Raw genomic sequence first — 19,603 nt, 5'->3', positions numbered from 1 at the left:
GGGGCGGCGCTTTGGTTGGGCAAAGGGTGCTCCGGCGCGGGGACCGGGCGGGGATCACATGTGGATCGGGCCGTCGCCGCAGGCCAGCGCCGCCTCGCGGACGGCCTCGGAATAGGTCGGGTGCGCGTGGCAGGTCAGCGCCAGATCCTGCGCCGCCGCGCCGAATTCCATCGCGACGCAGATTTCGTGGATCAGATCGCCCGCCATCGGCCCGATGATATGCGCGCCGAGGATGCGGTCGGTGTCCTTGTCGGCGAGGATCTTGACGAAGCCGTCGGCGGCGAAATTGGCCTTGGCGCGGCCGTTGCCCATGAAGCTGAACTTGCCGACCTTGTAGTTGCGGCCCGCCTCCTTGAGCTGCTCTTCGGTCTGGCCCACGTTGGCGACCTCGGGATGGGTGTAGATGACGCCCGGAATGACGCCGTAATTGACGTGGCCGTGCTTGCCCGCGATCACCTCGGCGGCGGCCATGCCCTCGTCCTCGGCCTTGTGGGCCAGCATGGGCCCCGCGATGCAATCGCCGATGGCGTAGATGCCGGGCACATTCGTGCGCCACTGGTCGTCGGTCTTGATCTGGCCGCGATCCGACATCTCGACCCCCAGCTTGTCGAGCCCGAGCCCATCGGTATAGGGCTTGCGCCCCGTGGCGACCAGCACCACGTCGGCGTCGAGCGTGTGCTCGCTGTCATCCTTGCGCAGCTTGTAGGTGACCTTGGCCTTGGTCTTGGTGGCCTCGACCTTTTGCACCGCGGCGCCGAGCGTGAAGCCCAGCCCCTGCTTGGAGAGAATCCGCTGGAAGGTCTTCTGCACCTCGCCGTCCATGCCCGGGGTGATCGCATCGAGAAACTCGACCACTTGCACTTCGGCGCCGAGGCGGGCATAGACGCTGCCCATCTCGAGCCCGATGACGCCGGCGCCGATCACCACCATCTTCTTGGGGATCTTGGGCAGCGCCAGCGCGCCGGTCGAGCTGACAACCACCTTTTCGTCGATCTCGACACCCGGCAATGTGGCCACGTCCGACCCGGTGGCGATGACGATCGACTTGGCCTCGTGGACCTCGTCGCCGACCTTGACCCGGCCGGCCTCGGGGATCGAGCCCCAGCCCTTGAGCCAGTCGATCTTGTTCTTCTTGAACAGAAACTCGATGCCCTTGGTGTTGGTGTCGATGGTGTCCTGCTTGTAGCTCTGCATCTGCGGCCAGTCGACCGAGGGGGATTTGCCCTTGAGCCCCATCTTGGCGAAGTTGTGTTCGGCCTCGTGCAGCTGGTGGGTGGCGTGCAAGAGCGCTTTGGACGGGATACAGCCGACGTTCAGACAGGTGCCCCCCAGCGTCTCGCGCCCCTCGACGCAGGCGGTTTTCAGGCCCAGCTGCGCGCAGCGGATGGCGGCCACATAGCCGCCGGGGCCCGAGCCGATGACGATGACGTCGTATTGTGCCATAGGGTTTGTCCTTCTTGTCTGGCGGGGGAGGGGGCGCTGCCCCCGCTCGCGTTGCGAGCCCCCCGGGATATTTAGGGATCAGTGAAGATCATAAGAGCGCGATTAGCAACATCGCGGTGGTGGCCAGGAAACCCACCGACCAGATCAGCGACCGCCAGGGCGCCCAGCCGAAGAGATAGGCGGGGACATAAAGCACGCGGGCCGCGAGATAAAGCGCGGCGCAGGCGGCGGTGGTGGCGTCGCCCCGATCCGAGAAGGTGACGACGAGGCAGGCGATGGAAAAGAGGATCAGCCCTTCGAAATGGTTGTTCATCGCCCTTTGCGCGCGCCCCGCGAGGCTGGTGAGCTGAACCGGGGTGTCGCGCGGCGAGAGCGCATAGGCCGTGCCGACCTGCCTCTGCGCCACGACTGAATAGAGCGTGAACTGGGCCACCTGGAGCAGCGCGGCGAGGGTGAGGGCGGTGAGCTCGGGGGTCATTTGCGTATTGCGAATTCCGGACCTGGCGCTTTTGCTTGCATTACGATGTCCTGTTGCAGACCGTCACCGGTAGGATCGACCCCGGCCCAAAAGGCAGGTTGGCGCCCGCCTGTGGGCCGGGGATGACGCCCGGGCCGATGCCCGGCTTGGGTTTACAAATCCATCAACAGCCGCCGCGGGTCCTCGAGCGCTTCCTTGACGCGGACCAGGAAGGTCACGGCGCCTTTGCCGTCGACGATGCGGTGGTCGTAGCTGAGGGCCAGGTACATCATGGGTCTGATCTTGATTTCGCCGTTGATGACCATGGGGCGGTCCTGGATCTTGTGCATCCCCAGGATGCCCGATTGCGGCGGGTTGAGGATCGGCGAGGACATGAGCGAGCCGTAGACGCCGCCGTTCGAGATGGTGAAGGTGCCGCCCTGCATTTCCGCCATGGAAAGCTTGCCGTCACGGGCGCGCTTGCCCTTTTCGGCGATGGCTTTTTCGATCTCGGCGAAAGACATGGAATCCGTGTCGCGGATCACCGGCACCACGAGGCCCTGCGGCGTGCCGGCGGCGATGCCCATGTGCACGAAGTTCTTGTAGACGATGTCGGTGCCGTCGATCTCGGCATTGACCTCGGGGACTTCGCGCAGGGCGTGGCAGCAGGCCTTGGTGAAGAACGACATGAAGCCCAGCTTGACGCCGTGTTTCTTGAGAAAGAGGTCCTTGTATTCGTTGCGCAGCTCCATGACCGCGGTCATGTCGACCTCGTTGTAGGTGGTCAGGATCGCGGCGGTGTTCTGCGCTTCCTTGAGGCGGCGGGCGATGGTCTGGCGCAGGCGGGTCATCTTGACCCGTTCCTCGCGCGAGGCGTCCTCGGCGCTGACGGGCGCGCGCGGGGCCTGGGCCGCCGGGGCGGGGGCGCTGGGCGCGGGGGTCGCTGCCGCGGCGGCGGCCGCCTTGGCCACGTCTTCCTTCATCACGCGGCCGTCGCGGCCCGAGGCCTGCACCTGGTCACGGCTGAGCCCGGCCTCGGCCATGGCCTTTTTGGCCGAGGGCGCGTCTTCGATGTCGCGGCCCGGGCCGGCGTCGCCGGCGGGCGGTGTGGTGTAGTTTTCCTCGGCTTTGGCGGGGGCCGCAGGGGCGGCCACGCCTTCGCCGGAGGACAGGACCGCCAGCTTGCCGTTGGCCTGAACGGTCGCGCCCTCGGCGGCGAGGATTTCGGTCAGGGTGCCGGCGGCGGGGGCGGGGACCTCGACGCTGACCTTGTCGGTCTCGAGCTCGCAGAGCATCTCGTCCTGCGCGACGCTGTCGCCGACCTTCTTGAACCAGGTCGAGACCGTGGCCTCGGACACGGATTCGCCCAAGGTCGGCACCATCACGTCGATGCTCGTCCCGCCGGCGTCCGCACGGCCCGGCGCGCCACCCGACGGGGCGGTGTCTTCGCTGGCTTCCTTGGCCTTGGGGGCGGCCTCCGATCCGGCATCGCCTGCGGCGATATTGGCCAAAAGGGCGTCGACGCCCACGGTCTCGCCCTCGGCGGCGACGATATCGACCAGCTTGCCGGCGGTGGGCGAGGGCACCTCGACCGTCACCTTGTCGGTTTCAAGCTCGCACAGCATTTCGTCGACGGCCACGTCGTCGCCGGGTTTCTTGAACCAGGTGGCGACCGTTGCCTCTGTCACCGATTCGCCCAGCGTGGGCACGCGCACTTCGGTTGTCATGTCTTACTTCCCTTCGATCGTCAGCGCCTCGTCCACGAGGGCGGCCTGCTGTGCTTTGTGTTGGCTGGCCAGGCCCGTCGCGGGCGAGGCAGAGGTTGCGCGGCCCACATAGCGGGGCCGGTTGTGCGTGGCGTCGATGCGGCCCAGAACCCATTCCAGGTTCGGTTCCATGAAGGTCCAGGCGCCCTGGTTCTTGGGTTCTTCCTGGCACCAGATCATCTGGGCGTTCTTGAAGCGCTCGAGCTCTTTCACCGCCGAGATGGCGGGGAACGGATAGAACTGCTCGAACCGCATGAGATAGACGTCGTCGATGCCACGGGCGTCGCGTTCCTCGAGCAGGTCGTAATAGACCTTGCCCGAGCACATCACCACGCGGCGGATCTTGTCGTCGGCCACCAGCTTGGTGTCGGAATGGCCCTTTTGGGCGTCGTCCCAGAGCACGCGGTGGAAGCTGGACCCGTTGGTGAAATCGTCCACGTCCGAGATCGCCAGCTTGTGCCGCAAGAGCGATTTCGGCGTCATCATGATCAGCGGCTTGCGGAACGAGCGGTGCAGCTGGCGGCGCAGGATGTGGAAATAGTTGGCCGGCGTGGTGCAATTGGCCACGATCCAGTTGTCCTGACCGCACATCTGCAGGAACCGCTCAAGCCGGGCAGAGCTGTGTTCGGGGCCCTGGCCCTCGAACCCGTGCGGAAGCAGGCAGACGAGGCCCGACATCCGCAGCCATTTGCTTTCGCCCGAGCTGATGAACTGGTCGAACATGATTTGCGCGCCGTTGGCGAAGTCGCCGAACTGCGCCTCCCACAGCACCAGCGCGTTGGGTTCGGCCAGCGAATAGCCGTATTCGAACCCGCTGACCGCGTATTCGCTGAGCGCGCTGTCGATCACCTCGTAATGGGCCTGACCTTCGCGGATGTTGTTGAGCGGGTAATAGCGTTCCTCGGTTTCCTGGTTCACCAGGCCGGAATGGCGCTGGCTGAAGGTGCCGCGGGTGCTGTCCTGCCCGGCCAGACGCACCGGGTAGCCCTCGGTCAGGAGCGAGCCAAAGGCCAGCGCCTCGCCGGTGGCCCAGTCAAAGCCCTCGCCGGTCTCGAACATCTTGGCGCGCGATTCCAGTAGCCGGCCCACGGTCTTGTGCAGCGGAAAACCGTCGGGGGCGCGGGTCAGGGCCTTACCGATCTGATCGAACGTCTCGCGGGCGATCGAGGTCTTGCCGCGCTGGTACTTGCCTTCCTTCTGGCGGTCCAGATGGCTCCAGCGGCCGTCCAGCCAGTCGGCCTTGTTGGGGCGGTAATCCTTGCCGGCCTCGAATTCCTCGTTCAGATGCGCCTGGAAGGCGGCCTTCATGTCCTCGATCTCGCCTTCGGGGATCAGCCCGTCCTTGACCAGCCGCTCGGTGTAAAGCGACAGGGTCGTCTTATGGCCTTTGATCTTCTTGTACATGATCGGGTTGGTGAACATGGGCTCGTCGCCCTCGTTGTGCCCGAACCGGCGATAGCAGAAGATGTCGATCACCACGTCCTTGCCGAACTTCTGGCGGAACTCGGTGGCGACCTTGGCGGCGTGAACGACCGCTTCGGGGTCGTCGCCGTTGACGTGGAAGATCGGCGCCTCGACCACCAGCGCGTTGTCGGTGGGATAGGGCGACGAGCGGCTGAAATGCGGCGCGGTGGTAAAGCCGATCTGGTTGTTGACGACGATATGCATGGTGCCGCCGGTCTTGTGCCCGCGCAGGCCCGACAGCGCGAAACATTCGGCCACCACGCCCTGGCCCGCAAAGGCCGCGTCGCCGTGCAGCAGGATCGGCATCACGGTGGTGCGGCCGGCATCGCCCCGCTGGTCCTGCTTGGCGCGGACCTTGCCCAGGACCACCGGATTCACCGCCTCGAGGTGCGAGGGGTTGGCCGTGAGGCTGAGATGGACCTCGTTGTCGTCGAACGTGCGGTCCGACGAGGCCCCGAGGTGGTATTTCACATCGCCCGATCCGTCGACGTCGTCGGGTTTGAAGCTGCCGCCCTGGAATTCGTTGAAGATCGCCCGGTAGGGTTTGCCCATCACGTTGGCCAGCACCGACAGGCGGCCGCGGTGGGGCATACCGATGATCATCTCCTTGACGCCAAGGGCGCCGCCGCGCTTGATGATTTGCTCCATCGCAGGGATCAGGCTTTCGCCGCCGTCGAGGCCAAAGCGCTTGGTGCCCATGTACTTGACGTGCAGGAATTTCTCAAAGCCCTCGGCCTCGACCATCTTGTTGAGGATGGCCTTGCGCCCCTCGCGGGTGAACCTGACCTCTTTGCCGTAGCCCTCGATCCGCTCTTTCAACCAGGCCGATTGCTCGGGGTCCGAGATGTGCATGTACTGCAGCGCGAAGGTGCCGCAATAGGTGCGCTGGACGATGTCCACGATCTGGCGCATCGACGCGAGTTGCAGCCCCAGAACGTTGTCGATGAAGATCGGCCGGTCCATGTCGGCCTCGGTGAAGCCGTAGGATTTCGGGTCGAGCTCTGGGTGATCCACCGCTTCGCGCATGCCCAGCGGGTCGAGCTGTGCGGCCAGGTGCCCCCGGATCCGGTAGGCCCGGATCAGCATCAGCGCGCGGATGCTGTCCAGAACGGCGCGCTTGACCGCGTCGTCGGTCACCTCGACGCCCTGCTCGGCGGCCTTGGCGCGGATCTTGTCGCCCGCGCCCTTGGCCTCGGCCGGGACGGCGGGCATCGGCCATTCGCCGGTCAGCGCGGCGGTCAGGTCGTCGTCGGGCTGCGGCGGCCAGTCGCGGCGCGCCCAGGACGGGCCGCTGGCCTCTTTCTTGACGGCCATGCCGTCGTCGCCCATCGCCCGGAAGAACGCCTGCCAGGCCTCGTCGACCGCATTGGGGTCGTTGGCATAGCGGGCATACATCTGTTCGAGATATTCCGCGTTATGCCCCTGCATGAAGCTCGAGGCATGAAACTGGTCGTTGGGGCTTTGGTCGGTCATCCTGGTGGTCCTCCCAGACCGTTCGGTGAAGCTTCGGGAGAGCGGCCCTTGCGGGGCCGCTGTCGCGAAGCTTGCGGTTTTCGCGTCGCAGCCCCGGGCTTGATCCGGGGCCTCGTATCGTTCCGTCCCGCGCCAAGGCGGGTGGTCCCGGATCGGGTCCGGGACCGTGTCGCGCTCAGCCTTTCTGGATCGCTTCCAGAACCGCCTCGCCCAGCGTGGCGGGGCTGTCGGCGACGACGATGCCTGCGGCGTTCATCGCCTCGATCTTGTCCTCGGCGCCGCCCTTGCCGCCGGCGACGATGGCGCCCGCGTGGCCCATGCGCCGGCCCGGAGGCGCGGTGCGCCCGGCGATAAACCCGGCGGTCGGCTTCCCGCGGCCCTTCTTGCGCTCGTCGGCCAGGAACTGCGCCGCCTCTTCCTCGGCCGAGCCGCCGATCTCGCCGATCATGATGATCGCCTCGGTCTCGTCATCGGCCAGGAACCATTCCAGCACGTCGATATGCTCGGTCCCCTTGATCGGGTCGCCGCCGATGCCCACACAGGTCGACTGGCCCAGGCCCACGTCGGTGGTCTGCTTGACCGCCTCGTAGGTCAGCGTGCCGGAGCGGGACACGACCCCCACCTTGCCGCGCTTGTGGATGTGGCCCGGCATGATGCCGATCTTGCAGGCGTCCGGCGTGATGACCCCAGGGCAGTTCGGCCCGATCAGGATCGACTTGCTGTCCATCAGCGCGCGCTTGACCTTCATCATGTCGAGCACCGGAATGCCCTCGGTGATACAGACGATCAGCTCCATCTCGGCGTCGATCGCCTCGAGGATGCTGTCCGCGGCGAAGGGCGGCGGCACGTAGATGACGCTCGCATTCGCCTCGGTCGCGTGCCTGGCCTCGTGGACCGAGTTGAACACGGGAAGGTCCAGATGCGTCTGCCCCCCTTTGCCCGGCGTCACCCCGCCGACCATCTTGGTGCCATAGGCGATGGCCTGTTCAGAGTGGAACGTGCCCTGGCTTCCGGTGAAACCCTGACAGATGACTTTGGTGTTTTCGTCGATGAGGACGGCCATTTCGGCGTTCTCCTAAATTTGTGCGGTCCAGCCGCGTTGTTCTAAGGTCGAGATGATCCGGGGCTCTGCCCGTTCGCGCCTCAAACGCTCCGGCGGAGCGTTTGCCGGGGCCGGGGCCCCGGGCCGGCGCTCACCCCTTCACAGCCTTCACGATCTTCTGCGCGCCGTCCTTGAGGTCGTCGGCGGCGATCACGTCGAGGCCGGAGGTGTTGATGATCTCCTTGCCCTTCTCGACGTTGGTGCCTTCCAGGCGCACCACCAGCGGGACCTTGAGGCCCACCTCTTTCACAGCGGCGACCACGCCCTCGGCGATCACGTCGCAGCGCATGATGCCGCCGAAGATGTTCACCAGGATGCCTTTGACGTTCGGGTCAGAGGTGATGATCTTGAACGCCTCGGTCACCTTTTCCTTGGTGGCGCCGCCGCCCACGTCGAGGAAGTTGGCCGGTTCCGCACCGTAGAGCTTGATGATGTCCATCGTCGCCATCGCCAGACCCGCGCCGTTCACCATGCAGCCGATCTCGCCATCCAGCGCGATGTAGTTGAGGTCGTACTTGGAGGCCTCCAGCTCTTTGGGATCTTCCTCGGTCGTGTCGCGCAGCTCGGCGATGTCGGAGTGGCGGTAAACCGCGTTGCCGTCGAAACCCATCTTGGCGTCGAGGCATTTCAGATCGCCCGCGTCGGTCACGATCAGCGGGTTGATCTCGAGCATCTCCATGTCTTTCTCGACGAACATCTTGTAGAGCGTGCCCATCAGCGCGACGCATTGCTTGATCTGCTTGCCCTCGAGCCCGAGGTTGAAGGCGATGCGGCGGCCGTGGAAGGCCTGATAGCCGGTGGCCGGATCGACGCTGAAGCTGAGGATCTTCTCGGGCGTTTCGGCGGCCACCTCCTCGATGTCCATCCCGCCCTCGGTCGAGCAGACGAACGAGATGCGGCTGGACTGGCGGTCCACCAGCAGCGCCAGGTACATCTCGGTCTCGATGCCGCTGCCGTCCTCGATATAGATGCGGTTGACCTGCTTGCCGGCGGGGCCGGTCTGATGCGTGACCAGGGTGCGGCCCAGCATCTTCTTGGTCTCCTGCGCGGCTTCCTCGACCGATTTGGTCAGGCGCACGCCGCCCTTTTCACCTGCGTCGGCCTCCTTGAACGATCCCTTGCCGCGGCCGCCCGCGTGGATCTGCGCCTTGACCACCCAAAGCGGGCCGTCGAGCCCGCCCGCGGCGGTCTTGGCGTCCTCGGCCTTCAGGACCACGCGGCCATCGGACACCGGGGCGCCGTAGCTGCGCAGCAGGGCTTTTGCCTGATACTCGTGGATGTTCATCGGTCAACTGTCCCGTATTGCTGCGATTTACGCCGGTATAGGCGGGGTTTTCGGGGCAGGTTAAACGAAAATTTGCCGCAGGGGCATAATCCGGACCAGAAAAGCGACATTTGTGATCACACGAAAAAATGTGTGATCACAAAGCGCTTGGATACACCGCGCCAAACCCCGCCAGAGCCGCCGGGCGAGTCGCCCCGGCGGCCCCGGCCGGGGATCAATTGAAAAAGATCGCAAAGCTGCCGGCGTTTCCGCCGACCATTTCGTTGAACAGGTTCCATCTCAAATCCGAGATATGCGGCCCCCGCGCGGCATAGGGATAGGCGCCGCGGCCGTGGATCCAGTCCACGAGATCCAGCGAGGAGGGATCGTCGAACCACGCCCCCAGATTGACGCCGTAGCCCCTCGGCAAGAGCGGGTGCGGCACCAGAAGCTTGCCGTCGAGCACCTGCTCGGCATCGTTCAGAACACCGAGCCAGCTTTCGCCCACACCGTCGGGCAGCTCCAGCGGCAAGGCCGAATTTTGGAGCGCGTTGGGGATCCACTCCCGGTCGTTGTCCGTTTCCTTGTCCAGCCGCGCCCAGAACGTCCGGTTGTGCGCGATCATCGCTTTCCAGTGGTCCCGTACCGCGCGCACACGATCAGCGTCGGGCGTCTGCCGCAGGGTCTTGATCAGGATGTAGAGGCTGTCGATTTCGAACTGGAAGTCCTCGCGAAATTTCATCTGCGCCATCGGGGCGACCGTCAGCCTGGTCTCTTCATCCCGTATCGCGCTCATCAATTCCGAGCGCTGGGCGATCAGCGGCCGCAACTCGGCGCTGATGTCCGCCGTTTTCACGCCAAGATGGGCGATTTGCGCGTCAAGCGCGGCGATCTCGTTGGCGTCACCGGCCTTTTCCCGCGCATCCCGCAGGTCTGAGCGCTCTCTCCACAGCGCCCGCTGCTCGGATTGCAGTTCGTCGATGGGGCCCGTCAGCGCCGACAGCTCGGTGTTCAGTTGCGCCAGCCGCGTCCTGACCGCCTCCTGATCGAAGGGGTTGGGAATTTCGGGCGCACGCGACAGGCCGTCCAGGCCGACCGCCAGATCAGCGATCACCGGTGTCGGGTCGAAGGCCAGGATCGCCTCGCCGAGCCCCGACAGCATATGCGTATAGGCGATCAGCCATTCCTGGTCGGCGGCGTCGAACCGGATGGTGATCGGCTGCGCAAAGAGATCGCCCTCCCGCACCGTGCGCATCGCTCGCCAACCGAGGATCTCTGGCGCCAGAATGTCCAGCGCACCTTCCATGTCCGACCGGCGGCCATCGCCGTCGATATCGAACCAGATGTCCTGCAACGTCAGCTCGAAACTCTGCTCGGCGTCCTCGGGGATCGTTTCGAGAAATGCGCGGGCCCGGTCCAAATCGGCCAGGAATTGCCCGACGCCCCTGGCCAGCGTATCCGGCTGCGTCGGCAGCGGATCGGGGTTCATCTCTCCGCCGAAGAGCCGCAGCACGGGGATCTCGATCATGTTGTCCGTCGCCCCGTGCGCATAGCCCGTCTGCAACGCGCGTTCCACCGCCCGCAGGGTCTGCAACATGCCAAGCTCGAATCCGTGGCCGTCCTCCGCCGCCAGCGCCTCGATCCGCGCCCCGATTCCGGCCTCGGCCATCGGCGGCGCGCTGTCCTGCGCCCAAAGCGGGGCTGCCGCCAGTGTGGCCGCCAGGCAGATTCCGGTCAGTCGAATGAACATCGGCACCTCCTTCGTCATCGGGCCGAGCCTATCGACGCCCCCGCCTGCGCGGCTTGATGCAGGTCAACCTCTGCGCCGCCGCCGTCCGGACAGCAAAAAGCCCGGGACCGGCCCGGGCTTTCCATCCGCTCAAAGAGGCCTGCGATCAGGCGAGGCTGCCGTCGATGCCCTTGCACGCCTCGACCAGGCCTTTGACGGCGTTGACCGAATTGTCGAACATCGCCTGCTCGTCCTTGGTCAGTTTGATGTCGACGATCTTTTCGATGCCGCCCGCGCCGATGATCGTCGGCACACCCACATAGAACCCGTCCAGCCCGAATTCGCCGTCGCACCACGCCGCGCAGGGCAGCAGGCGCTTTTGGTCCTTCAAATAGGCCTCGGCCATCTCGATGGCGCTGGTCGCGGGCGCGTAGAAGGCCGAACCGGTCTTCAGCAGACCGACGATCTCGGCGCCGCCGTCGCGGGTGCGCTGGATGATCGCATCCAGCTTGTCCTGCGTGGTCCAGCCCATCTTGACCAGGTCGGGCAGCGGGATGCCCGCCACCGTCGAATAACGCGCCAGCGGCACCATCGTGTCGCCATGCCCGCCCAGAACAAAGGCGGTGACATCCTTCATCGACACGTCGAATTCCAGGCTCAGGAAGTGGCGGAAGCGCGCCGAATCCAGCACGCCGGCCATGCCGCAGACCTTGTTGGCGGGCAGGCCGCTGAACTGCTGGAGCGCCCAGACCATCGCGTCGAGCGGGTTGGTGATGCAGATCACGAAGGCGTCGGGAGCGTTGGCGGCGATGCCCTCGCCCACGGATTTCATGACCTTGAGGTTGATGCCCAGCAGGTCGTCGCGGCTCATGCCCGGCTTGCGCGGCACGCCGGCGGTGACGATGCAGACATCCGCACCGGCGATGTCGGCGTAATCCTGCGTGCCCTTGAGGCGCGCGTCGAACCCTTCGGAGGGGCCGGATTCGGCGATGTCCAGCGCCTTGCCCTCGGGCGTGCCTTCGGCGATGTCGAACAGAACGACATCCCCCAGTTCCTTGATGGCGGCAAGGTGGGCAAGGGTGCCGCCGATCTGTCCCGCGCCGATCAGGGCGATCTTGGGTCTGGCCATGGAAATATTCTCCGGTGCTTGGATGGATTTGCGCAGATGCCTAGTGCCTCAGGCTCGCCCGCGCAAGAGCGCTGCGCTGCGGCGCGTGCGCGCGGCGGGGCTACCGCCCGCGCCCCAGCCGCGATAAGGCTAGGCCTGAAAGCGGTTTAGAGGGCGCGCGCGCAATGGAACTCCTGACCTGGTCCGTCTTCGCGATGGCCGTCCCGGCGGTGATTTTCGCCGGGATCTCCAAGGGCGGCTTCGGGTCGGGCGTGGCCTTCGCCAGCGCGTCGATTCTCGCGCTGGTGCTGGAACCGGCGGTGGCGATGGGGCTGATGCTGCCGCTCCTGATGCTGATCGACGTGGCCAGCCTGCCGGCCTATTGGCGCAAATGGGATTGGTCGGTGGCCCGGGTGCTGCTGGCGGGCGCGGTGCCCGGCACCTTCATCGGCGCGCTCTTCTGGGCATCGGCGGATGCCGACATGATCCGGCTGATCATCGGCGCCGTGGCTTTGCTCTTCGTGACCTGGCAGGCCGCACAGGCCCTTGGCCTCATCCGGCTCGGCGCCCGCTTCGGTGCCAGAACGGGCCTCGTGGCGGGGGGCGTTCTGGGCTTCACCAGCTTCGTCAGCCACGCCGGAGGCCCGGCGGCCGCGGTCTACATGCTGGGGCAGGGGCTCTCCAAGACCGCCTACCAATCGACGACCGTGCTGGTCTTCTGGGCGGTCAATCTGTTCAAATCGGGCTTTTACGCCGGGATGGGCATCTTCACGCGCGAGACATTGCTGCTCGACCTCGCACTGATCCCCTTCGCGCTTCTGGGCACCTGGCTGGGGATCAAGGCCCACCGCATGGTGCCCGAAAAGCTCTTCTTCTCGATCACCTACACCGCGCTGACGATCACCGGGACCAAGCTGATCTGGGACGCGCTCACCTGACCGCCCCCTTTTCACTGATCCTCAAATATCCCGGGGGTTTGGGGGCAGCGCCCCCAATCCGTCCTCCGTCAGGCGTCGTTCCCCTCGGGCGGAAGCGCCTCGGCCAGCGTCTCAAAAGCCTGCCCGCTCGCCACCAGGCAGGTCATCCCGCCCGCACTGGTGACGGTGATCGTCCAGCTGCCGGTCTCGGCCGAGGCAAAGACCTCCATCATCGCGTTGTCTCTGCCCAGCCCCATGCTCTGCCGCGTCTCGCCATAGCGGCTGGCCAGCTGTTCGACCACGACCTCGCGCGGCGCGCAATTCTGGCCCTGCGCCTTGGCGAGCGTCGCGGCGCCGAAGACCAGCCCGGTCGCCAGCATCGCCATCCTGAATGTCTTGCTCATATCGTACCCTTTCCGGTTGCCGCACCGGCCGGGGGCGGCTTTGCCGTGCCCCCTTGCCGCTCGGTGCGGTCTGTTTCCCGGACGCGGGCAGGGCCGTTTCGGCCCTGCGTCAGGGCATCCGGTGTCGTGCGCTCCAGCCTGCGGAGCGACCGGCAAAATCGGGTTAACGCGGTGCGCGTTGCGGACAATCCGAAACATTTCCACCCCGGTCAGCCGCCCATTTCTGCGCTGCGGCAAAAATCCCCTTGCACTTTTGTGAAATAAATGCGCCATTCCGCGCAACTTTGTTACGTTCAGACCACGCCCAGATCACACAAGGAGATCGCCATGGACATGCGCGCGCGCCCCTATCGTTCGGTGCTCTACATCCCCGGCTCCAGGGAACGGGCGCTGGACAAGGCACGCGGCCTGCCCGTGGACGCCATCATCTTCGATCTCGAGGACGCGGTAACCGTCGCCGAAAAGCCCGCCGCCCGCGCCACGCTCAAGGCGGCGCTAGGGCAAGGCGGCTATGGCCACCGCACCCGGATCGTTCGGATCAACGGGCTGGATACCGAATGGGGCGCCGAGGATGCCCGCGCCGCCGCCGCCATGGATTGCGACGCCATCCTGCTGCCCAAGGTCGAAAGCCCCGCGCAGCTCGACGCGCTGGCCGAAATCGCCGACGATACGCCGCTCTGGGCGATGATGGAGACGCCGCTGGGCATGCTCAACGCCGCCGCCATCGCCGCGCATCCCAGGCTGGCGGGCATGGTCATGGGGACCAACGATCTGGCCAAGGAACTGCAGACCCGCTTCCGCGCCGACCGGCTGCCGATGATGGCAGGTCTGGGTCTCTGCCTCCTGGCGGCCAAGGCGCATGGCGTCGTCATCGTCGACGGCGTCTACAACGCCTTCAAGGACGACGACGGGCTGCGCGCCGAATGCGAACAGGGCCGCGACATGGGCTTTGACGGCAAGACACTCATCCACCCCGCGCAGGTCGACATCGCCAACACCGCCTTTGCCCCCTCCGAGGCCGAGGTCGATCTGGCCCGCCGCCAGATCGCCGCCTTCGAGACCGCCGAGGCCGAGGGCCAGGGCGTTGCCGTGGTCGACGGCAAGATCGTGGAAAATCTGCACGTTGCCACTGCCCGCGAAATACTGGCAAAGTCCGAGGCGATCGCCCAAACCGCATCGGAGTAACCCAATGTTCGCGCTTCTCGTCCTCGGTCTGGCCCTCTGGACCGCCGCCCATCTCTTCAAACGCCTCGCCCCCGACGCCCGTGCCGGCATGGGCGACGCCGGCAAGGCTGCTGTGGCGGTTGGAGTGCTGGCGGGGCTGGTGCTGATGATCCTCGGCTATCGCGGGGCCGAGTTCATTTCGGTCTGGTATCCGCCCGCCTTCCTGGTGCACATCAACAACCTGCTGATGCTGATCGCGGTCTTCGTCTTCGGCATGTCCGCCACCACCGGGCGGCTGCGCGGCAAGATGCGCCATCCGCAGCTGACCTCGGTCAAGATCTGGGCTGTCGCGCATCTGCTGGTCAACGGCGATCTGGCCTCGATCGTGCTCTTCGGCGGCCTGCTGGCCTGGGCCGTGGCCGAGGTGATCGTGATCAACCGCTCGGTCGAATGGGACCGCCCCGCGCCGGGCGAGGCCAAGGGCGACGTCAAGCTGGTGATCATCACGCTGGTTGTCTTCGCCGGCATCACCGCCGTTCACAACTGGCTGGGCGTCTGGCCGTTCCCGGGGTAAGCGCATGAAACTCTACCGTTTTCTCACCGCCGACGATACGTCTGCCTTTTGCCACAAGGTCACCGCCGCGCTGAACAAGGGCTGGGAGCTGCACGGCGATCCCACCTATGCCTTCGACGCCGCCAACGGCGTGATGCGCTGCGGGCAGGCGGTGGTGAAAGAGGCCGACGGCACCTATTCCCCGGATATGAAACTGAGCGAACAATAAGCATGGCGAAGACCAACCCCGGCCGTTTCTTCGAGGATTACACGCTTGGCGACGTGATCGACCACGCCGTGCCGCGCACCCTGTCGGGGGGCGAGCGGGCGCTCTATCACGCGCTCTACCCAGCGCGTCATGCGCTCTATTCCTCGGACGCCTTCGCGCAATCCTGCGGGCTGGCGGCCTCGCCCATCGACGATCTAGCGGCCTTTCACACGGTCTTCGGCAAGAGCGTGCCCGACATCTCGCTGAACGCCGTCGCTAACCTGGGTTATGCCGAGGGCCGATGGCTGGCCCCGGTCTGGCCCGGCGACACGCTGCGCTCGACCTCCGAGGTGATCGGGCTCAAGCAGAATTCCAATGGCAAGTCCGGCGTGGTCTATGTCCGCACCCGAGGGCTCAACCAGCGGGGCGAGACCGTGATGGAATTCTGCCGCTGGGTCATGGTGCGCAAGCGCGACCTTGATGCGCCCGCGCCCGACACCGTACTGCCTAGCCTCAAGCCCGCCCTGGCCGCCTACGATCTGGCGATCCCCGCAGGGCTCGATTTCACGCGCTACGATTTCACCCTCGCGGGCGAGCCGCACCGCTGGGGCGATTACGCGGTCGGCGAAAAGATCGACCATGTGGACGGCGTGACGGTGGAAGAGGCCGAGCACATGCTCGCCACCCGCCTCTGGCAGAACACCGCCAAGGTGCATTTCGACGCTACCAACCGCGACGACGGCAAGCGGCTGATCTATGGCGGGCACGTCATCTCGATGGCGCGCGCGCTGTCGTTCAACGGTCTGGCGAATGCGCAGATGATCGTTGGGCTGAACGCGGGTGCCCACGCCACCCCCTGTTTCGCCGGCGACACGATCCGCGCCTGGTCCGAGGTGCTGGACAAGGCCGAGACCCCGGCCCCCGGCGTCGGCGCGCTGCGCCTGCGGCTGGTGGCGACCAAGGGCGGCGAGCCCTTCACGCTGAAGGGCGAGGACGGCAAGTACCTGCCGCATGTGTTGCTCGATCTGGATTACTGGGCGCTGATGCCGGTTTGAGCGGCACGGGGTAAACCTTCGTCAAACGCCCCAAAGTCGCGGAATCAAGGCCGTAAGGCCGCCGCGACCAGCGCCTGCCCGTCCCGGCGGGCTGGCGCTTTGTCGACGTGGGCGCACCGGTCATTCGGAGCAATGACTTGGCGAGGATAAAGCGCGTAGACTTTTCGTTGCAGCGCCACCCCACGGGCAGGCGCCGGTCGCGGCGGCCTTACGGCCTTGATTCCGCGACTTTGGCTCTGCTGAACGATTGTTCGGAAAAGCCGCCCGCAGGTTCTGCAGGGAATCGCGCTGCCACCGCCGCCCGCTGGTGGCGCTATCACCAAAGCGGCGCCCCATTCTTGTGATCACACAGATTTTGACGTGATCACAAAACACCGGAAAACCACCCGGTTGCGCCAAAAAACCGCGCCCCCCGGCGCTGCTGTCCCGTGACAGCGGCGTAAAAACCATTAGAACCAAAGGCAAGGGAACCGAAAGGACATCTCATGGCCGACGTGAACCGGGGCAACCGCCCCCTGTCACCGCATCTGCAAATCTATCGCCCGCAGCTGACCTCGATCACCTCGATCCTCACCCGCATCACCGGCAACGCGCTGATCGTGGCGGCGCTGATGATCGTCTGGTGGCTGCTGGCCGCCGCGACCTCGGAGGAATATTTCAACTTCGCCAACGCGGTCCTGACCTCGTGGTTCGGCGATCTGGTGCTGTTCCTGTCGCTCTGGGCGCTCTGGTATCACACGCTGGCGGGCATCCGGCACCTGATCTGGGACTACGCCGTCGGCCTCGACCTCGAGACCGCCTACAAGCTCGGCTACGCCGTCATCGGCGGGTCGGTCGTGCTGACCCTGCTCACCGTCGCCCTCATCTAAGGAGACCCCGACAATGGCATTTCTGACAGACCGCAAACGCGCCGTCGGCTGGGGTTCGGCCAAAAAGGGGACCGAGCATTTCTGGGCGATGAAAGTGTCCTCGGTGGCGCTCTTGATCCTGATCCCGCTCTTCGTCTTCACCTTCGGCGGCATCCTTGGGGGCACCTACGAAGAGGTGACCGCCTATTTCGCGCGCCCCTTCCCGGCGATCGTCGCAGGGCTGACCATCATCGTCGGCTTCAAGCATTTCAACGACGGCGTGCAGGTCCTGATCGAGGATTACGTCCACGGCGTCTGGGAAAAGGTGCTGATCCTTCTGATGACCTGCGTCAGCTACGGCGCCATGGCGGTGGGCGTCTTCGCCGTCGCCCGGATGGCGCTCTGACCGCCGCAATGGAACATCGGGCAGGCGCGCGCCGCCGCCCCAGACCGAACAGGTAGCAACATGGCAGCTTACGAATACGAAACGCACGATTACGACGTCGTGGTGGTGGGCGCCGGCGGGGCCGGTCTGCGCGCCACGCTGGGCATGGCCGAACAGGGCCTGCGCACCGCCTGCGTGACCAAGGTCTTCCCGACCCGCTCGCACACCGTGGCGGCCCAGGGCGGCATCGCCGCGAGCCTGGCCAACATGGGGCCGGACAACTGGCAATGGCACATGTACGACACCGTCAAGGGGTCGGACTGGCTGGGCGACACCGACGCGATGGAATACCTCGCCCGCGAAGCGCCCAAGGCGGTCTATGAGCTGGAACATTACGGCGTGCCGTTCAGCCGCACCGAAGAGGGCAAGATCTATCAGCGTCCCTTCGGCGGCCACACCACTGAATTCGGCGAAGGCCCCCCGGTGCAGCGCACCTGCGCCGCCGCCGACCGCACCGGCCACGCCATCCTGCACACGCTCTATGGTCAGTCACTCAAGAATAATGCCGAGTTCTACATCGAGTATTTCGCCATCGACCTGCTGATGGAAGACGGCGAATGCAAGGGTGTGCTCTGCTGGAAGCTCGACGACGGCACCATGCACGTCTTCAACGCCAAGATGGTCGTGCTGGCCACCGGCGGCTATGGCCGCGCCTATTTCAGCGCCACCTCGGCGCACACCTGCACCGGTGACGGCGGTGGTATGGTGGCGCGCGCGGGCCTGCCGCTGCAGGACATGGAATTCGTGCAGTTCCACCCCACCGGTATCTACGGCTCGGGCTGCCTCATCACTGAGGGCGCGCGCGGCGAGGGCGGCTATCTGACGAACAGCGAGGGCGAGCGTTTCATGGAACGCTACGCGCCCAACTACAAGGATCTGGCCCCGCGCGACTATGTCAGCCGCTGCATGACGATGGAAATCCGCGAAGGCCGCGGCGTGGGCGCGGATGGCGACCACATCCACCTCAACCTCTCGCACCTGCCGAAAGAGGCTTTGGCCGAGCGCCTGCCGGGCATCTCGGAGTCGGCCAAGATCTTTGCCGGTGTCGATGTCACCAAGGAACCGATCCCGGTCCTGCCGACGGTGCACTACAACATGGGCGGCATCCCCACGAACTACTGGGGCGAGGTGCTGAACCCGACCAAGGCCGATCAGAACGCAATCGTCCCGGGCCTGATGGCCGTGGGCGAGGCGGGCTGCGCATCGGTCCACGGCGCGAACCGTCTGGGCTCCAACTCGCTCATCGACCTCGTGGTATTCGGCCGCGCCGCGGCGATCCGCGCGGGCAAGGTGGTCGATCCCGAAACCGCGACGCCCGCAGCACCCAAGGTCGCCATCGACAAGGCCTTCGATCGCTTCGACGGCATCCGCAACGCCAAAGGCAACACGCCCACCGCCGAGCTGCGGCTGGAAATGCAGAAGACGATGCAGGAAGACGCCGCCGTCTTCCGTACCGACAAGACGCTCAAGGCCGGGGTCGAGAAGATGACCTCCATCGCGGGCAAGCTGGACGATATCCAGGTCACCGACCGCAGCCTGGTCTGGAACTCCGACCTGATGGAGACGCTGGAGCTGACGAACCTGATGCCCAACGCGCTGGCGACCATCGTCGGGGCCGAGGCGCGCAAGGAATCGCGCGGCGCCCATGCGCACGAGGATTACGCCACCCGGGACGACGAAAACTGGCGCGTGCACACCATCGCCCGCGTCGACGGCGCCAAGACCGATCTCAGCTACCGCCCGGTGATCACCGATCCGCTGACCGGCGAAAAGCAGGGCGGTATCGCGCTCAAGAAGATCGCGCCGAAGGAGCGCACGTTTTGATCGGCGCGCGTCTGTCGCTGGCCACGGCGGCGCTGGCCGCCGGGTTCGGGCTTGCCGCCTGCACGGATGTGGAGGAGGCGGATCTCGCCACCCAGTGTCTGTTGGAAAACGACGTGCCGGGGGCCTATGCCTATGATGTCGAAAAGGCGGTGCCGCTGGTCACGCCGGTGGACGACGGCACGGCAGAGGGCGCGGCGATCCTGAACGCCTGCATCGAGCGCAAGGCAGCGATGGCCGCCGCCAAGCCCAAGCCGCTGCCGCAGTCGCGGCCCGCGCCTGCGCCCGCACCCGAGCCAGCGCCGCCAAAACCGTCCAACGCGGTCTGCCCGCCGGGCGCACCCTTTCTTTACAAAGGTGTGTATTGCGGGCGCTAGGCCAT

18 protein-coding genes are annotated in these 19,603 nt (G+C 65.8%); 9 read left to right on the top strand and 9 right to left on the bottom strand.

What is annotated here, in order from left to right:
* Nucleotides 1-54: 54 nt before the first annotated feature.
* The 8 genes from lpdA to mdh form a co-directional block, all read right to left on the bottom strand.
* On the bottom strand, nt 55-1,443 hold the full coding sequence (gene lpdA / locus RXV88_RS11330; protein WP_316292908.1) for a dihydrolipoyl dehydrogenase: 1,389 nt from the start codon (nt 1,441-1,443) through the stop codon (nt 55-57).
* 88 nt (nt 1,444-1,531) lie between these two features.
* Nucleotides 1,532-1,921 carry an MAPEG family protein gene (locus RXV88_RS11325; protein WP_316292907.1) on the bottom strand — a complete coding sequence of 130 codons (390 nt, stop codon included), beginning with the start codon at nt 1,919-1,921 and terminating at the stop codon, nt 1,532-1,534.
* 152 nt (nt 1,922-2,073) lie between these two features.
* Nucleotides 2,074-3,627, bottom strand: a complete 1,554-nt coding sequence (odhB, locus tag RXV88_RS11320) for a 2-oxoglutarate dehydrogenase complex dihydrolipoyllysine-residue succinyltransferase (protein WP_316292906.1) — start codon at nt 3,625-3,627, stop codon at nt 2,074-2,076.
* 3 nt (nt 3,628-3,630) lie between these two features.
* Nucleotides 3,631-6,603, bottom strand: a complete 2,973-nt coding sequence (locus RXV88_RS11315; protein WP_316292904.1) for a 2-oxoglutarate dehydrogenase E1 component — start codon at nt 6,601-6,603, stop codon at nt 3,631-3,633.
* A gap of 175 nt (nt 6,604-6,778) precedes the next feature.
* Complete coding sequence (gene sucD, locus RXV88_RS11310) at nt 6,779-7,666, bottom strand: succinate--CoA ligase subunit alpha (protein ID WP_316292902.1); 888 nt, start codon at nt 7,664-7,666, stop codon at nt 6,779-6,781.
* Between the two features lie 130 nt (nt 7,667-7,796).
* The gene (sucC, locus tag RXV88_RS11305) at nt 7,797-8,990 is read right to left on the bottom strand and encodes an ADP-forming succinate--CoA ligase subunit beta (protein ID WP_316292900.1); all 1,194 of its coding nucleotides are present in this window, start codon (nt 8,988-8,990) and stop codon (nt 7,797-7,799) included.
* 214 nt (nt 8,991-9,204) lie between these two features.
* A complete protein-coding gene (locus tag RXV88_RS11300; RefSeq protein WP_316292898.1) occupies nt 9,205-10,719 on the bottom strand; it encodes a hypothetical protein in 1,515 nt (504 codons plus the stop codon).
* A 145-nt stretch (nt 10,720-10,864) separates the two neighbouring features.
* Nucleotides 10,865-11,827, bottom strand: coding sequence for a malate dehydrogenase (gene mdh, locus RXV88_RS11295; protein ID WP_316292896.1), 963 nt, complete (start codon nt 11,825-11,827; stop codon nt 10,865-10,867).
* Between the two features lie 164 nt (nt 11,828-11,991).
* Between mdh and RXV88_RS11290 the strand changes: the two genes are divergently transcribed.
* The gene (locus tag RXV88_RS11290; protein ID WP_316292895.1) at nt 11,992-12,744 is read left to right on the top strand and encodes a sulfite exporter TauE/SafE family protein; all 753 of its coding nucleotides are present in this window, start codon (nt 11,992-11,994) and stop codon (nt 12,742-12,744) included.
* Nucleotides 12,745-12,812: 68 nt separating this feature from the next.
* On the opposite strand, the gene RXV88_RS11285 is transcribed toward RXV88_RS11290, so the two are convergent.
* Nucleotides 12,813-13,127 carry a hypothetical protein gene (locus RXV88_RS11285; protein WP_316292894.1) on the bottom strand — a complete coding sequence of 105 codons (315 nt, stop codon included), beginning with the start codon at nt 13,125-13,127 and terminating at the stop codon, nt 12,813-12,815.
* Nucleotides 13,128-13,454: 327 nt separating this feature from the next.
* Here RXV88_RS11285 and RXV88_RS11280 point away from each other — a divergent pair, with 327 nt between their 5' ends.
* The 8 genes from RXV88_RS11280 to RXV88_RS11245 all read left to right on the top strand — a co-directional run bounded on the left by RXV88_RS11280 (nt 13,455) and on the right by RXV88_RS11245 (nt 19,598).
* Nucleotides 13,455-14,312, top strand: a complete 858-nt coding sequence (locus RXV88_RS11280) for a CoA ester lyase (RefSeq protein ID WP_316292892.1) — start codon at nt 13,455-13,457, stop codon at nt 14,310-14,312.
* Nucleotides 14,313-14,316: 4 nt separating this feature from the next.
* Nucleotides 14,317-14,865 carry an NnrU family protein gene (locus tag RXV88_RS11275; RefSeq protein WP_316292891.1) on the top strand — a complete coding sequence of 183 codons (549 nt, stop codon included), beginning with the start codon at nt 14,317-14,319 and terminating at the stop codon, nt 14,863-14,865.
* A gap of 4 nt (nt 14,866-14,869) precedes the next feature.
* Nucleotides 14,870-15,073, top strand: a complete 204-nt coding sequence (locus tag RXV88_RS11270) for a DUF1737 domain-containing protein (protein WP_316292889.1) — start codon at nt 14,870-14,872, stop codon at nt 15,071-15,073.
* A 2-nt stretch (nt 15,074-15,075) separates the two neighbouring features.
* On the top strand, nt 15,076-16,107 hold the full coding sequence (locus RXV88_RS11265; RefSeq protein WP_316292887.1) for a MaoC family dehydratase: 1,032 nt from the start codon (nt 15,076-15,078) through the stop codon (nt 16,105-16,107).
* A gap of 485 nt (nt 16,108-16,592) precedes the next feature.
* On the top strand, nt 16,593-16,976 hold the full coding sequence (gene sdhC, locus RXV88_RS11260) for a succinate dehydrogenase, cytochrome b556 subunit (protein WP_316292885.1): 384 nt from the start codon (nt 16,593-16,595) through the stop codon (nt 16,974-16,976).
* Nucleotides 16,977-16,989: 13 nt separating this feature from the next.
* Nucleotides 16,990-17,361, top strand: a complete 372-nt coding sequence (gene sdhD / locus RXV88_RS11255; protein ID WP_316292883.1) for a succinate dehydrogenase, hydrophobic membrane anchor protein — start codon at nt 16,990-16,992, stop codon at nt 17,359-17,361.
* 60 nt (nt 17,362-17,421) lie between these two features.
* Nucleotides 17,422-19,224 carry a succinate dehydrogenase flavoprotein subunit gene (sdhA, locus tag RXV88_RS11250; RefSeq protein WP_316292882.1) on the top strand — a complete coding sequence of 601 codons (1,803 nt, stop codon included), beginning with the start codon at nt 17,422-17,424 and terminating at the stop codon, nt 19,222-19,224.
* Entirely contained in the window at nt 19,221-19,598 is a 378-nt protein-coding gene (locus RXV88_RS11245; protein WP_316292880.1) for a hypothetical protein, read from the top strand. The genes sdhA and RXV88_RS11245 overlap by 4 nt, the downstream gene beginning before the upstream one ends.
* Nucleotides 19,599-19,603: the final 5 nt, after the last annotated feature.

The sequence above is a fragment of the Aestuariicoccus sp. MJ-SS9 genome (assembly GCF_032586235.1).
Classification (GTDB): Bacteria; Pseudomonadota; Alphaproteobacteria; order Rhodobacterales; family Rhodobacteraceae; genus Aestuariicoccus.
The sequence above is the reverse complement of the archived record's forward strand: the minus strand, read 5'-3'. Positions and strand labels throughout refer to the sequence as shown.

Bases quoted from the DNA above. Each gene is read 5' to 3' on its own strand.
- lpdA (WP_316292908.1), bottom strand. From the start codon at position 1,443: ATGGCACAATACGACGTCATCGTCATCGGCTCGGGCCCCGGCGGCTAT.
- RXV88_RS11325 (WP_316292907.1), bottom strand. From the start codon at position 1,921: ATGACCCCCGAGCTCACCGCCCTCACCCTCGCCGCGCTGCTCCAGGTG.
- odhB (WP_316292906.1), bottom strand. From the start codon at position 3,627: ATGACAACCGAAGTGCGCGTGCCCACGCTGGGCGAATCGGTGACAGAG.
- RXV88_RS11315 (WP_316292904.1), bottom strand. From the start codon at position 6,603: ATGACCGACCAAAGCCCCAACGACCAGTTTCATGCCTCGAGCTTCATG.
- sucD (WP_316292902.1), bottom strand. From the start codon at position 7,666: ATGGCCGTCCTCATCGACGAAAACACCAAAGTCATCTGTCAGGGTTTC.
- sucC (WP_316292900.1), bottom strand. From the start codon at position 8,990: ATGAACATCCACGAGTATCAGGCAAAAGCCCTGCTGCGCAGCTACGGC.
- RXV88_RS11300 (WP_316292898.1), bottom strand. From the start codon at position 10,719: ATGTTCATTCGACTGACCGGAATCTGCCTGGCGGCCACACTGGCGGCA.
- mdh (WP_316292896.1), bottom strand. From the start codon at position 11,827: ATGGCCAGACCCAAGATCGCCCTGATCGGCGCGGGACAGATCGGCGGC.
- RXV88_RS11290 (WP_316292895.1), top strand. From the start codon at position 11,992: ATGGAACTCCTGACCTGGTCCGTCTTCGCGATGGCCGTCCCGGCGGTG.
- RXV88_RS11285 (WP_316292894.1), bottom strand. From the start codon at position 13,127: ATGAGCAAGACATTCAGGATGGCGATGCTGGCGACCGGGCTGGTCTTC.
- RXV88_RS11280 (WP_316292892.1), top strand. From the start codon at position 13,455: ATGGACATGCGCGCGCGCCCCTATCGTTCGGTGCTCTACATCCCCGGC.
- RXV88_RS11275 (WP_316292891.1), top strand. From the start codon at position 14,317: ATGTTCGCGCTTCTCGTCCTCGGTCTGGCCCTCTGGACCGCCGCCCAT.
- RXV88_RS11270 (WP_316292889.1), top strand. From the start codon at position 14,870: ATGAAACTCTACCGTTTTCTCACCGCCGACGATACGTCTGCCTTTTGC.
- RXV88_RS11265 (WP_316292887.1), top strand. From the start codon at position 15,076: ATGGCGAAGACCAACCCCGGCCGTTTCTTCGAGGATTACACGCTTGGC.
- sdhC (WP_316292885.1), top strand. From the start codon at position 16,593: ATGGCCGACGTGAACCGGGGCAACCGCCCCCTGTCACCGCATCTGCAA.
- sdhD (WP_316292883.1), top strand. From the start codon at position 16,990: ATGGCATTTCTGACAGACCGCAAACGCGCCGTCGGCTGGGGTTCGGCC.
- sdhA (WP_316292882.1), top strand. From the start codon at position 17,422: ATGGCAGCTTACGAATACGAAACGCACGATTACGACGTCGTGGTGGTG.